A 12,692-nucleotide genomic window follows, 5' to 3' on the forward strand; every position below is an offset into this window, starting at 1 on the left:
TCGATTTTAATAACCTTTCCTTAACACCTCGTGGCACTCCCAAATCAGCTCTTCTATTCCCGTCTGGCCTTTCAGCCTACGGCGAACGATTTCTGAGGATAGATTCTGGACTTTGAGCGCTCTTGGTGCTCTTCTTTCGAAGTATGCCTGAAAGGCTGCTTCAATGTCATTATTGTTTTTGAGCTCTTCGGCGAGAAAGATTGCATCCTCAATAGCCATGGCTCCTCCTTGCGCAAGAGTCGGAGCTCCGACGTGGGCGGCGTCTCCTCCAATGACGACGCGGCCTTTGTACCATGGCTCTTGCACTGCGACTTGTTCCAATTTGTTAAAAATAACAGGGTAATCTTTTGACATATGCTTTGTAATAAAATCAAGTCCCGGAAAGCCTAAGAGAATCTCTTTGACTCTATTAAACCGGGTATCTTCCTCATCCCAGTAATCGCTGGCGCAAGGCTGGAGCACAAAGACATAGCCGGCGCGTTCGGCTAATGGTACGACGCCGATTTGCGTTTCTCCGCTTATATACATCAATGACGAATCCTCAAATTTGTAATCAGGAAGCTCGAAATAAAATCGCCACGCCCCCATACCGAGATGCTCTTTTTCTATTTCCTTTTGCAGCATCATATTCCTTACAGTTGAATGAATGCCGTCAAAACCTACTAAAATATCAGCCTTTATCTTTCCTCCGTCGTCAAATATGGCAGAGACCGATTCAGCCGTTTCTTCATAAGCAACAACCTTTTTCCCCCACTTGATATCTACACCCGCTGCATCAGCATGCTTGATGAGAATATCACTTAATGTTTTTCGCGGGATATTATTGCGCCCTGGAAGTGTGTCGTCTAAAAAGGATTCACTGACTTGAAACTGCAGATTCCCCTGTGCATCAAATGTTTTAAGCCATTTTGTTTGAAAGCCATGTTCACAACACTCTTCGAATACATCCAATTCTTTCAAGACAGCCAGTGCGTTTTGCGGCATAAGAATCCCCGCACCGGTTTTGCGATTTTCTAAAGCAGCTTCGCACAAGGTAACAGAAAATCCTACTTTACTAAGGGAAATAGACGCTGACAATCCGCCAATTCCCCCACCAGCTATCAAAATATGTTTCATATAAATAACCCCTTTTAGTTCTTTAAAAATAGTTAGGCGCCTAACTACATTACTTTACTACATCCTCAGAAAAATTGTCAATCATCTTTAAGTCAGGTTGTATTATGATATTAACTCCTTTATAATCGTGTCATAACGAACGAACGGGAGCTTATTTTAATGGAATTAAAACATTTACCTAAATATAAATATTTAACAGAACACACCGAGACGTATTCCAATATAGATGCCAGTTCTCTTGAATTGTTTTTATCTCTATTTGATATATCAAAAAAAATGAATCATGTGATGGAGCGTTACTTTGCAGGAAGAGGGCTGTCTGAAGGAAAATTCAAAATCCTGATGCTACTCTTCGACGCAAAAGACCACTCGTTAAGTCCGACAGAACTTGCAAAGCAATCAAACGTTACGAAAGCAACAATTACAGGTTTGCTGGACGGGCTGGTGAGGGACGGTTTTGTCAGCCGCACGCATCAAAATAAGGATAAACGAAAAATCAGTATTGAACTGACAAAAGAGGGAAAAGAACAACTGAAACAATTTCTACCCGGTCATTTTAGTAAAATCTCTGCGGTAATGGAAAACTACAGCGATGAGGAAAAAGAAATGTTTATCAATATCCTGGGAGATCTATTTGAAAAACTGAGCGTGTTTAAAGACTAAAACGCATTTTTTGGGTCCCGCCACATCGTTATTCAGCTAAAATTTTATAGTACCCCCAGAACGAAATTTTGTACTAACTTGTAATAAAATATTCATTTTTTCGTTTTGAGGGTATTTGCATTTCTTAGGTTGATGGCGGTGAGGCTAGTTCCATGAACGATATAAATCCAGTTGAATTAATGAAAGGTTTACCTGGCATACCTTGTGCCCTATCGCTAAAACGATTGATGTAATTCGTACAAAATGGACGTTTTTAATCATCCGTGACCTTCTTATCGAAGGAACATTACACTTTAGTGATTTACAAAATCAATGGACGGCATTAGTCCGAAAACATTATTGCTTCAACTAAAAGAATTAGAAGCTCAAGACATTATAACGAGAAAAGTATATCCAGAAGTTCCGCCTCGTGTAGAGTACACATTAACGGATAAAGGAAAGCAATTAGAGAGGATTTTTATTGAATTAAAACGATTTGGATTAAGTTTATAAAACAAAAACCCCTTACCGTTGTAAGGGGTTTGATTACTTCGCAAAACTTTCAGCTAACTGTTTCTCTCTCCACATAAATGTAATAGCGAGACCAACTATTAAGACAACTCCTGAAAATGCATATGGATAATGAATATTCATATCAAATAATATTCCGCCCATCGCTGGTCCTGCTATATTTCCTAAACTCGTATAAGTCGAGTTCATACCAGCAACGAATCCTTGCTCTTTTCCAGCTGCTTTTGATAAAAACGTCGTTAAAGCTGGACGAAGTAAATCAAATGCAAGGAAAATGAAGCACGTAACGAGAAGTACAATCCAATAATTAAAGACTACAGTTGAAACGAACGCTAATACTGCGCCTACAATTAAACAGATTTGAATTAACACTTTTTCACCGAATATATCAACCAATTTACCAAACATAAATACTTGCACAACTACCCCAAAGATTGAACTAATTGTAATAATTGCCGCGATATCTTTCGGTGTGAATCCAAACTTATGATCAGAAAACAGACTGAACACCGTTTCATACGCCGATAAACCGAACGCAAGTACAAATACGATGATAAATGCAATTGCATACATTGGATGTAATGATTTCTTTAAATCACCAATAAAGCTTGATTCTTTCGTATTAGAAGAAATCTCTGCAAGCTCTTCTTTCGTTAACGGTTCTTTCAAAATAAAGATCGAAATGACACATGCTATAAAAGCAATTGCAGCTGCAACAAAAAACGGTACACGTATACCGTATTCTGCAATAAATCCGCCAATTCCAGGTCCTATAATAAAGCCGGTACTAATAGCAGCAGATAAATAGCCCATCGCCTTTGGACGTTCCTGTATAGATGTAATATCCGCAACATATGCCGTAACACCAGGCATGATAAAAGCAGCACTAATTCCGCCTAACACCCTCGCTGCATATAGCATCCATACATCAGTTCCTAATCCGAAAAGAAGCTCTGAAACACCAAAAATAAATAATCCAATGATTATCATTTTCTTCCTACCATAAAGGTCGACCCACCGGCCTGTAATAGGTGAAGCAATAAGCTGAGCCATTGCAAACACTGCAACGAGATATCCCATCGTCTTACCTGTTAAACCCATATCATTCATAAAGGACGGCATAACCGGAATGATTAATCCAATCCCTAAAAAAGCGATAAATATATTACTCAAAAGAATGACCAGTACCATCTTTTGTTCTTTTATCGGTTTCTTCACTTTCAACACCTCTTCCCGTAAGCTCCCCTCAAAAAAATAATGCCCAAGAAGCTTTTTCTTTATCCTGCTATTTGTGGGCTAATCATGAGTAGAGATGCCCCTACTCGTTAGAATTTCACTGTATCCTTCCACACATACATACGCATTAGGTGAATGACTATCATTCAGTTTTCCTCAAAAATGAACCTACCTTCTCAGACAGGTTCATCTCACTATTTCTTTATATGTAATGCATGTGTTAAAAAATCTAGTACTTCTGCCTTTTGTAACTCGACTTGCTCATCATCTTTATGATCATATAAATACACTTGTTCCGCTGCTGATTCAACTAGAGCGATAAATAACTTCGCTGTTCGCTCTGCGTGAACCGAATCACGAATTTCACCAGCTTCTTTCGCCCCACTTAAAAATTCACTTAGCCACATATAAAGAGGCTCATACACAGCTTCCCATTCTTTTATATGTTCTGTAGATGCAAGACCTGCATACATTAAAGCTTGTATTTCACGATATTCCTCTATGAAGTGAAACACCGCATCTATTACTTGCGTTACTTTACTTGAGAAAGGCGCATCATTTTGCACTTTCTCTTTCACTGCAAGGATCATCTTCTCAACCATCACTTCTGCTATTGCAGGCATAACAGATAACTTAGAAGGAAAATATAAATAGAAAGTTCCTTGTGCAATGCCAGCTAATTTCACGATATCAGAAATCTTCGTTTTTTCAACGCCCTTTTCCTGAAATACTTCAATCGCTGCATAGACAATTTTCTCTTTTTTATTCATCATCTAAACCCTTTCACACGCGTATTGAATGACTGTCACTCATTTTATAAGATAATCGATTGTACTGTCAATGATAGTGAACTTTGCGAGGAAATCATTTTTTTCATAATAAAATCTCCTAACAAAAAATTAGGAGATAAAAATGCCAAATACCTTTAAGAAAGAGCCTTTAACCCTGTCACGCCGCATACAATAAGAGCTACACTAATGATACGTGCTTTACTTTTCGACTCACCAAACAGGAACATGTTTAATAAAACGGCACCTGCTGTTCCAATACCAATCCAAACCGCATACGCGACACTTACTTGTAAAAATAAGAAAGATGTATACAAGAATGCAAAGGATGTAGCAAACCCGCCTATATAAAGTGCTCCATTCGCTAACGTTTTATCTTTACTATACATTTTAAGACCGATCACACCGACTATTTCACTAATTGCAGCACAAAATACGAAAAACCAACCCATCTTTAAGCAGCTCCTTCCATAGTATCTTCTTTATTATCAGCTAGCTTTAAACCGATAACGCCAGCTACAACCATCACGATAAAGAATAATTTTCCTACACTGAAACTCCCGCCGAAAAGGAATACATCCATTAAGAAAGTACCTACCGTACCAGCTCCGGCGAAAACAGCATATACAGTCCCTGTTGCAAGATGTTCACACGCTTTAGAAAGGAAGTGAAAATCAACAGCGATAACTCCTAAAATAATAATCCAATGCCACCAAGTATTGGCCGTATTAAAACCAAACACCCAAAAAATTTCAAAGATACATGTTAATATGACATATAACCAAGCTTTATTTTTCATACCTCTCACCTCTCATGACTGACTATCAGTCATTTTTGTTTTAAAAAAATATGCTCTTTCATCACTACTATATATAAACAACTATCATCCTCATTTACCTTTTGTATTTGTTCCGTTTTCAAACTAACTACATCCTGACACAGGAAATGACTGAATGTCATTCATATGTATTGTACATGAATATTTTAAAAACTGTCAATGCCGAAAGTTTATTTAAAATTTCTTTCATCTGATTTGTATATTTCCTAATAATCTGTCAATACTGCTAGTAACATAATATTTTCTCCACTCCCCCTTGGAGAGATCCCTTAAATAGAGCAGTTAGCTTTTGCTAGCTGCTCTTATTTCTTTTGCTTCATCCAACGTACCGAATCATCGCTACTTCATCACAATAATCTACCTTTGGACAATGTCTACAATCAATCCATACCTTCTCTGGTAACGCCTCTCTATTCACAAAATCAAACCCGCACTTTTGAAAAAATTCCGTTTCATATGTTAAAGAAATAACTCTGCTCACTTTTATTTTCGCTGCCTCATTTATTACATGGTTTACTAACATACGTCCGATACCTTTCCCTGCATATGTATGCGAAACGACTAACGATCGTACTTCTGCAAGGTCCTCCCCTAATACATGTAAACCAGCAACTCCAACGATTTTCCCCTCTTCTTTCATAACATATAAACATTGTAAATATTGATAGAGAGACAAAAGAGAACGCGGTAAAACTACCCCCTCTTTTGCATAAACTTCAATGAGACTATAAATTTCTTTCACATCACTCGTAACCGCATTACAGATTTTCATATGCTATCCCCTTGCCCCCGATATTAATATTTATAACTAAAAATGAATTTTAATACATAATTTTATATAATAATACATCTCTCTTTTCTTCTCGTCAATCACTTTATACAAACAAAAAACCAAGCAATCTAATCGATGCTCGGTTCCTCATTTCGTATCGGTAATACCGTCGAATATTTAATTTCACGAAGTGCTAAACTCGTCTGTATCCTTGTAATACCAAGCTTATTTAGCTTTCTAATAAACTGCTCTAGTTCTTTACGATCACGATTTGCAACCTTTAATAAATAATCATACTCCCCTGTTAAACAGTGACATTCTAACACTTCCGGCATCGCTTCTAATTCTTTTTCCAACACTTCAAGTTTATCCGATTGATGAATATTCGTACTCATAAAAATGAAGCATAACAAATCAAAACCAAGCTTTTCTTGGTTTAAAATGGCTACTTGCTTATCAATGAATCCTTCTCCATCTAATCTTTTTATTCTCGCATGCATCGCAGCTGGTGATAAATTAACACGTCGCGCAAGCTCTGCATTACTTACTTGTGACTCCTTCTGTAATATATCTAAAATTTGTACATCTAAATCATCCAACACTTTAATAACAGACGACTCCATTATAATTCCCCCTTATTTCTTACCGATGATTATTCGAAAAAACACCTTATAACTTATATAAAATTGAATATCTTTCTTTAAATATCTTCTAAAACAAAATATTTTATCGACTTTTATCCATTATACAAAAGAATATATTACACAATAAAGAAAAATGTTAAAATTATTTACAATTCACATTGATTACAACAAAGGGGATTTTAATATGCCTTATTTTTATGTCTTTTTACTATTACTAACGAGCTTATTATGGGGAGGAAACTTTGTCGTTGGAAAATCACTTGTTGATCACGCATCTCCAATGACACTTACAAGTTTAAGATGGATGATTGCGATTGTTTGTTTATTACCAATGGTATGGTTTAAAGAAAAAAAAATCATTCCACCACGCGCGGCAATACTTCCGTTAATATTGATGGGAATTTCAGGGGTTGCTCTTTTTAACATCTTTCAATTTTTAGCATTAGAAAAAACATCCGCAACAAACGTAGGGCTTATTTCTACATTAAATGCAATTTCAATCGCATTATTTTCTGTCTTATTTCTAAAAGAAAAAGTAAATACACTTCAAATTTTATCTATGATTCTTTCATTCTTCGGGGTTATCCTCGTCCTATTAAAAGGTAACTTTGCACTTTTATTTTCACTACATTTTAATAGCGGCGATTTATGGATGATTGCGGCAGTTTGTATTTGGGGAATCTATTCTGTTTGTAGTAAATGGGCAACAAAAACAACGACACCGCTCATGGCGACGCTTTACTCTGGTATTTTCGGCGTTATTTTATTACTGCCATTTAACATTGGAAGCTTCACTGTTACAAATATCAACACTTCTTTTATAACATCACTTTTATATACAGGACTCATTTCCACAGTTCTTTGTATGGTATTTTGGAATGTTGGCGTACAAAAATTAGGAGCAACTACATCCGGCATTTTTCTAAACTTCAATCCCATTTTCACAGCTATTTTAGCATTCCTTTTCCTCGGAGAAGAATTAACGTGGATTCAAATTTTAGGGACAATGATCGTTGTGACAGGATGTTATTTATTTTCTCATTTCAAAACAGTTGCCGTTCAGCCTGTTAGACCTTTAATGCGAAAACATTCTTAATGAAAAAACATCGTCATCTGGGTTGGCGATGTTTTTATTTTCTCTTCATTTCTTTTATATACTGCTTTTCCTCTTCTGGCGATAAACGTTCCGTCGCCTTGCCAGTATCTCCACCTTGAAGGCTCCATAAAAAGTTATGCTCCTCAACAGTTTGAGAAAAATCTCCTTTTTCCCATCTATTTATAATAGAAAATAACTTCATTTTATATTGAAAACCTGTGCTATTTTCAATACCTCTTTTCACATTAGAAATTTCCTTGTTTGTCATTTCTACAAATCCCCATTTTTCAGAGGATTTTACCTTTTGGTGTACCATTTTGTGCATAGTAGAAATAATTTCACCTTCACTAACTTGCGGAGATTCTTCTGCAACTTTCTTCTCTTTTTCGTTTGCCACTTGCTGGGTTTGAATATTTTTATTTTCTTTTTCCACATATGCAAGCAATTTCTTTCCGCCAACTATAGACGAGAAAATTATTATAATTGTAATGCATATACCTACGCCCCATTTAAAAAGCATTAACTCTTCATCGCTTCTCTAACAAGATGACTATCTACATATTGCTTAAACTTCACAATTTTTCCGTTCTCAAGTTGCCATACATGAACAAATTCTGCTTCAAATGATTTTCCCGTTTCTTTATAAACTCCTGAATACATACCTTCAGCAATAATTACATCTTTTCCGCTTACTTCATGATATGTATTTACACTTGCTTTATAATCATCCCATTCTGATCCTAATCGGCTAAATACATTTTCCATTATTGCTTCTACACCGATATAAGTTCCCCCGTACGGGAACCCTTCTGCCTCTGTCCATTCTGCTTTTTCAGAGAGAGCTTCTACTAAATGTTTCGCATTCGAAGAAGCTGATCCTTCATATGTACTTCGAATTATTTCTAAATTTGATTTAGACATGTTACTTCCTCCCGTTTTATTTTTTGTACAAGTTGTAACCAACTGTGTTACAACTTGTACAAAAAAATATTTAAATTATTTTATTCTTAATCTATACGTTGTAATTATTATAGTTACAATAATGATTCAAGTCAACAATTTATAAATAAAATCTACTTCGTTTTCATTACTTTCTCTTTTAAGAAACGATCTACATATCCTTCTGCTTTTACAACGAATAAATACGCACCCATTGATAATAATGCAAGGTCTAATTCATATCCTGGATTCTTTCCATCTCCTAATAAACCTGCTGCTCCATTTACCTTTACGATAGCTCCAGCTAAAATTAGTGCAAATAACAATCCTACATATCGTACGCCTAAACCGATAATTAATAATATACCACCAACTAATTCAACTGTTGCTACGCCATACGCTAGACCACCCGGTAAGCCAATGCTTGTAAACCAGCCTGCTACGTTATCGATACCTGATTGAAACTTCGCTAAACCATGTGCAAAGAACGTTACTCCTAACACGATACGAATAATTAAATTCCCAATATATTGATTCATTTTTTTCTCTCCTTTTTGTTTTGTTATGGTGAACTTTTATTTACAAGTCAAAACAATACGGTATTTCATTTCATTCGTCAAATACTTTTTTAAAGAAAACAAAAAACATTATCCCTTTTACGGATAATGTTTTCCTACAAAGTAGCGTTAATTCAAGCTTTTACTCTATCGCACAAAAAAGTTGAAACATTTTTCCAGTGCCAACATACGGCAATAAAGAAATATCCTCTTCTACAACCATGCCAACAACGTTCACTTTCTCATCTACAGGCAAATCATGTATAGCAACTTGCATCTCTCCTGCATATCTACCGTACAATTCATTATCAATTGTAATGCTGCCTTTCTTTCTTAAAATTGCATTCATTGGCTGTAAAATCACTTTATTTTCTTCTCGTGATTCTACAGACCGAATGACATCACGGGCTGGATCCAGCCTATTTGTATGCACTCGTTCCACTATTTTTAATACTTCTTTATCAGTTATAAACGCTTTGTACCGCAGCGGAATAACCCCTCTACTCGCACTCGCTATCTCTTGTACACTTTCTACACTTCCGCTTATATCCCCGATTAACACCTTATCGACACCACAATGTTGTACAAGTTCTAAATACGCTTCAAGCGGGCGCATATTGCGGTGCTTTTCTAACGTTGGTAATCCTTCATATAACGGGCCCCGTTTCTCCCCATCCCCTGGAATAAATGCCATCGTTTTTATTCCGCACGCATGTAAATATTCGTTTTGTTTTTGTAAAAAGGACTTTGCTAGTCCTGTTTCTGGGCGCGGGTAAAAATTATGCCACGCTTCTACATTCTCGACCCGTATCTTTTCAGTAATTAACTCTTTCCAAAATGAATCTGTAATCGTACTCGCATTTAAAGCTACTTTCATCTTGTGAGATACGCGTGCGATTTCTTTTGGCGTGATGCCATAGTCCATTCGTAAACCAGTAATTCCCCACTCTACTAACTCTTCCACATTTTCGTACGTCATTCCTAAATGGTGTAGCGATTTTTGGGAAACATCAACCATTAATTCCATTTCATTTTCAAGAGCCTGTTTCCCAAGTATTTGAATTAACTCTTTATACGTATTTGGATCATCTTCTGGTATATGAAGTGATGTAAAAATAGATAAAAATCCGTTTTTCTTCGCTACTTTTAGCCATTCTTCTTGTTTCTTTACTCGCTCTTTTGAAAGATAAATTGATACTCCTAGCATATGAATCTCCCTTTCTATGAATAAAAAAAGAGAAAGGAATCCCTTTCTCTATATGTTTTCTGCCATTTCTTCTTTAAATCCGAAGAAGTACGTAAAGATGAATCCGAACGTATATGCCACTACTAATCCAAGGAAATATAATAAATATTTATTATCAGCAATTAACGGAATTAATGATAATCCAGATACACCGATTCCGAGTGCAGCTGTTTTCATAACTGCTTGGAATGCACCGCCAACTGCTGCTCCTAAACAAGCTGTAAGAAACGGTTTTCCAAGTGGTAATGTAACCCCATATAATAACGGTTCGCCAATTCCTAAAAATCCAACTGGTAATGCCCCTTTAATTACGTTACGAAGTCGTTTATTTTTTGTTTTTACAAAAATCGCAATCGCTGCACCTACTTGACCAGCGCCAGCCATTGCAAGTACCGGTAATAAAGGTGTTACGTGCGTTTGATTAATAAACTCCATATGAATCGGTGTTAAACCGTGATGTAATCCGACCATAACGAGCGGTAAAAATGTTCCTGCAAGTACTGCTCCCGCAAACGCGCCACCAATACTTAAAATACCATTAATTCCGCTCGTAATTCCTTCAGATAAGAAACCTGCTACCGGCTGAATTGCTAACATCGTTACGATACTTACGACTAACACAGTAATAAGTGGCGTTATGATAATATCAACTGCATTTGGTACAGCTTTTCGAACTTGTCTTTCCACTACAACCATAAGCCACGCTGCAAAAATAACTGCAAACAATCCGCCCCGTCCGGGTACGAGCGCTTCACCAAATAACTTTACGTTCGCCATCGCTGGATTGAAAATTAAAATACCAGCAATTGCCCCAAGAACTGGAGTCCCGCCAAACTCTTTCGCTGTATTCCAACCGACTAAAATGCCTAAGAATGTAAAGATACCGCCGCCAATAAGTAGTAACATTTGTAGCCATGTTGCATTCGGATCAGCACCTGCGTTTTTCGCAAAGTTAGCAACCCCATTTATAATACCTGACGCAACAAGACCCGGAATTAACGGAATGAAAATACTTCCTATTTTTCTTAAAAAGTTTTTCACCGGTGTATTATTTTTCTTCTTAATCTCTGACTTCATCTCTTGCCCAAGATCTTCAAGGTGATGATCTGCCACCTCACCAATTCGCAGTCCCGTTAAACCTTCCATCTCTGCTGCTACTTTATTTACCGTTCCCGGACCAACGACAACTTGAAGCGTCTCATCTTCAATAACGCCCATAACCCCTTCAACCTTTTTTAAAAGGTCCATGTTTACTTTACTTTCATCATGAAACGTTAATCGTAGTCTCGTCATACAATGAGCAATGCCACGAATATTTTTTACTCCCCCAAGTTGCTCTGAAATTTCTCTGGCCATTCTCTCTTCTTTCTTCATAATAGAATCCCCCTCCCTATTATTTTATAGTGCCTTCTTCACAAACCCTTTCGCTTCTTTTAGTTTCTCCAGTGCTTCCCCATACTCACACTGCAATAACACCATAACAATCGCAGCTTTCACGTTACGTTCTGCTTTTTCATAATGCTCTGCCGCTACTTCATAACTAACACCTGTTGCTTCCACAATAATTCGTTTTGATCGTTCTATTAACTTTTCATTCGTAGATTGCACATCTACCATTAAATTTTTATATACTTTTCCAACACCAATCATAGAAGCTGTTGAAATCATATTCAGTACTAATTTTTGCGCTGTACCAGCCTTCAACCGCGTTGAACCTGTTAAAATTTCTGCGCCTGTTTCTACTTCCACATTTAGTTTTGCATATTTACTTATTTCAGCATTTTTATTACAGGAGATACTAGCTGTACTCGCTCCTACGCTATTCGCGTACTTCAAGCCGCCAATTACGTAAGGAGTTCTGCCACTTGCAGCAATTCCAATTACAGTATCTTTTTCGTTTAATCCAATACTTTTTAAATCTTCTTCTGCTAACTCTTCGCGGTCTTCGGCACCTTCCACCGCTTTGGTAAACGCTTTCAATCCACCTGCTATAAATCCTTGCACCATTTTATCATCTGTACCAAATGTCGGCGGGCATTCCACTGCGTCTAAAATACCTAAACGGCCACTCGTGCCAGCCCCAATGTAAATTAATCGGCCTTCTTCTTCAAAAGATTGAATAACAGTCTGTACAACCTTTTCAATTTGTTCTATCTCTTTTTCAACTGCTAATGCAACAGTTCGATCTTCTTCATTCATACTTTGCAGAACTTCTTTTATGCTCATCTCATCTAAATTCATCGTCTTCTCATTACGATGTTCTGTCGATAAATTTTCTAACATATTC

Annotated in this window: 15 protein-coding genes and 1 pseudogene; 3 read left to right on the plus strand and 13 right to left on the minus strand. The window is 36.8% G+C overall.

The window, feature by feature from the left end; genetic code table 11:
• Nucleotides 1-6 precede the first annotated feature (6 nt).
• Nucleotides 7-1,116, minus strand: a complete 1,110-nt coding sequence (locus QCI73_RS23215; RefSeq protein ID WP_353823845.1) for an FAD-dependent oxidoreductase — start codon at nucleotides 1,114-1,116, stop codon at nucleotides 7-9.
• 159 nt (nucleotides 1,117-1,275) lie between these two features.
• On the opposite strand from QCI73_RS23215, the gene yetL reads away from it, so the two are divergent.
• Both yetL and QCI73_RS23225 read left to right on the plus strand, forming a co-directional pair.
• Nucleotides 1,276-1,779 carry a transcriptional regulator YetL gene (gene yetL / locus QCI73_RS23220; RefSeq protein ID WP_000420689.1) on the plus strand — a complete coding sequence of 168 codons (504 nt, stop codon included), beginning with the start codon at nucleotides 1,276-1,278 and terminating at the stop codon, nucleotides 1,777-1,779.
• Nucleotides 1,780-1,931: 152 nt separating this feature from the next.
• Nucleotides 1,932-2,271 (plus strand): annotated as a pseudogene (locus QCI73_RS23225) (winged helix-turn-helix transcriptional regulator).
• 33 nt (nucleotides 2,272-2,304) lie between these two features.
• Here QCI73_RS23225 and QCI73_RS23230 read toward each other — a convergent pair.
• The 6 genes from QCI73_RS23230 to QCI73_RS23255 all read right to left on the minus strand — a co-directional run bounded on the left by QCI73_RS23230 (nucleotide 2,305) and on the right by QCI73_RS23255 (nucleotide 6,546).
• Nucleotides 2,305-3,507, minus strand: coding sequence for an MFS transporter (locus tag QCI73_RS23230; RefSeq protein ID WP_000742937.1), 1,203 nt, complete (start codon nucleotides 3,505-3,507; stop codon nucleotides 2,305-2,307).
• A gap of 212 nt (nucleotides 3,508-3,719) precedes the next feature.
• Nucleotides 3,720-4,298, minus strand: coding sequence for a TetR/AcrR family transcriptional regulator (locus QCI73_RS23235; RefSeq protein WP_041184075.1), 579 nt, complete (start codon nucleotides 4,296-4,298; stop codon nucleotides 3,720-3,722).
• A 152-nt stretch (nucleotides 4,299-4,450) separates the two neighbouring features.
• Nucleotides 4,451-4,765, minus strand: coding sequence for a DMT family transporter (locus tag QCI73_RS23240; protein WP_000539674.1), 315 nt, complete (start codon nucleotides 4,763-4,765; stop codon nucleotides 4,451-4,453).
• Nucleotides 4,766-4,767: 2 nt separating this feature from the next.
• Nucleotides 4,768-5,112, minus strand: coding sequence for a DMT family transporter (locus QCI73_RS23245; RefSeq protein WP_000790625.1), 345 nt, complete (start codon nucleotides 5,110-5,112; stop codon nucleotides 4,768-4,770).
• Nucleotides 5,113-5,467: 355 nt separating this feature from the next.
• A complete protein-coding gene (locus tag QCI73_RS23250) occupies nucleotides 5,468-5,923 on the minus strand; it encodes an N-acetyltransferase (RefSeq protein ID WP_000686674.1) in 456 nt (151 codons plus the stop codon).
• A 128-nt stretch (nucleotides 5,924-6,051) separates the two neighbouring features.
• On the minus strand, nucleotides 6,052-6,546 hold the full coding sequence (locus tag QCI73_RS23255) for an Lrp/AsnC family transcriptional regulator (protein WP_000446106.1): 495 nt from the start codon (nucleotides 6,544-6,546) through the stop codon (nucleotides 6,052-6,054).
• 205 nt (nucleotides 6,547-6,751) lie between these two features.
• On the opposite strand from QCI73_RS23255, the gene QCI73_RS23260 reads away from it, so the two are divergent.
• Complete coding sequence (locus QCI73_RS23260) at nucleotides 6,752-7,663, plus strand: DMT family transporter (protein WP_001146277.1); 912 nt, start codon at nucleotides 6,752-6,754, stop codon at nucleotides 7,661-7,663.
• Nucleotides 7,664-7,697: 34 nt separating this feature from the next.
• Here QCI73_RS23260 and QCI73_RS23265 read toward each other — a convergent pair whose 3' ends face one another.
• The 6 genes from QCI73_RS23265 to murQ all read right to left on the minus strand — a co-directional run bounded on the left by QCI73_RS23265 (nucleotide 7,698) and on the right by murQ (nucleotide 12,688).
• Nucleotides 7,698-8,183 carry a PRK06770 family protein gene (locus tag QCI73_RS23265; protein WP_353823846.1) on the minus strand — a complete coding sequence of 162 codons (486 nt, stop codon included), beginning with the start codon at nucleotides 8,181-8,183 and terminating at the stop codon, nucleotides 7,698-7,700.
• Nucleotides 8,183-8,584: a nuclear transport factor 2 family protein gene (locus QCI73_RS23270; RefSeq protein ID WP_353823847.1), complete on the minus strand. Its 402-nt coding sequence runs from the start codon at nucleotides 8,582-8,584 to the stop codon at nucleotides 8,183-8,185. The genes QCI73_RS23265 and QCI73_RS23270 overlap by 1 nt, the downstream gene beginning before the upstream one ends.
• A 152-nt stretch (nucleotides 8,585-8,736) precedes the next feature.
• Nucleotides 8,737-9,141, minus strand: a complete 405-nt coding sequence (locus QCI73_RS23275; protein WP_001077751.1) for a DoxX family protein — start codon at nucleotides 9,139-9,141, stop codon at nucleotides 8,737-8,739.
• Nucleotides 9,142-9,301: 160 nt separating this feature from the next.
• On the minus strand, nucleotides 9,302-10,366 hold the full coding sequence (locus QCI73_RS23280) for a DUF871 domain-containing protein (protein ID WP_353823848.1): 1,065 nt from the start codon (nucleotides 10,364-10,366) through the stop codon (nucleotides 9,302-9,304).
• 48 nt (nucleotides 10,367-10,414) lie between these two features.
• On the minus strand, nucleotides 10,415-11,779 hold the full coding sequence (locus QCI73_RS23285; RefSeq protein ID WP_353823849.1) for a PTS transporter subunit EIIC: 1,365 nt from the start codon (nucleotides 11,777-11,779) through the stop codon (nucleotides 10,415-10,417).
• 24 nt (nucleotides 11,780-11,803) lie between these two features.
• Nucleotides 11,804-12,688 carry an N-acetylmuramic acid 6-phosphate etherase gene (gene murQ / locus QCI73_RS23290; protein ID WP_353823850.1) on the minus strand — a complete coding sequence of 295 codons (885 nt, stop codon included), beginning with the start codon at nucleotides 12,686-12,688 and terminating at the stop codon, nucleotides 11,804-11,806.
• Nucleotides 12,689-12,692 lie beyond the last annotated feature (4 nt).

The organism is Bacillus cereus group sp. MG16 (assembly GCF_040459875.1).
In the GTDB taxonomy this organism is placed as follows: Bacteria; Bacillota; Bacilli; order Bacillales; family Bacillaceae_G; genus Bacillus_A; species Bacillus_A paranthracis.

Excerpts from the sequence above, each read along its gene's own strand:
- QCI73_RS23260 (WP_001146277.1), top strand. The coding sequence starts at position 6,752 with ATGCCTTATTTTTATGTCTTTTTACTATTACTAACGAGCTTATTATGG.
- QCI73_RS23240 (WP_000539674.1), bottom strand. The coding sequence starts at position 4,765 with ATGGGTTGGTTTTTCGTATTTTGTGCTGCAATTAGTGAAATAGTCGGT.
- QCI73_RS23250 (WP_000686674.1), bottom strand. The coding sequence starts at position 5,923 with ATGAAAATCTGTAATGCGGTTACGAGTGATGTGAAAGAAATTTATAGT.
- QCI73_RS23245 (WP_000790625.1), bottom strand. The coding sequence starts at position 5,112 with ATGAAAAATAAAGCTTGGTTATATGTCATATTAACATGTATCTTTGAA.
- QCI73_RS23285 (WP_353823849.1), bottom strand. The coding sequence starts at position 11,779 with ATGAAGAAAGAAGAGAGAATGGCCAGAGAAATTTCAGAGCAACTTGGG.
- yetL (WP_000420689.1), top strand. The coding sequence starts at position 1,276 with ATGGAATTAAAACATTTACCTAAATATAAATATTTAACAGAACACACC.
- QCI73_RS23235 (WP_041184075.1), bottom strand. The coding sequence starts at position 4,298 with ATGATGAATAAAAAAGAGAAAATTGTCTATGCAGCGATTGAAGTATTT.
- QCI73_RS23255 (WP_000446106.1), bottom strand. The coding sequence starts at position 6,546 with ATGGAGTCGTCTGTTATTAAAGTGTTGGATGATTTAGATGTACAAATT.
- murQ (WP_353823850.1), bottom strand. The coding sequence starts at position 12,688 with ATGTTAGAAAATTTATCGACAGAACATCGTAATGAGAAGACGATGAAT.
- QCI73_RS23270 (WP_353823847.1), bottom strand. The coding sequence starts at position 8,584 with ATGTCTAAATCAAATTTAGAAATAATTCGAAGTACATATGAAGGATCA.
- QCI73_RS23275 (WP_001077751.1), bottom strand. The coding sequence starts at position 9,141 with ATGAATCAATATATTGGGAATTTAATTATTCGTATCGTGTTAGGAGTA.
- QCI73_RS23215 (WP_353823845.1), bottom strand. The coding sequence starts at position 1,116 with ATGAAACATATTTTGATAGCTGGTGGGGGAATTGGCGGATTGTCAGCG.
- QCI73_RS23265 (WP_353823846.1), bottom strand. The coding sequence starts at position 8,183 with ATGCTTTTTAAATGGGGCGTAGGTATATGCATTACAATTATAATAATT.
- QCI73_RS23280 (WP_353823848.1), bottom strand. The coding sequence starts at position 10,366 with ATGCTAGGAGTATCAATTTATCTTTCAAAAGAGCGAGTAAAGAAACAA.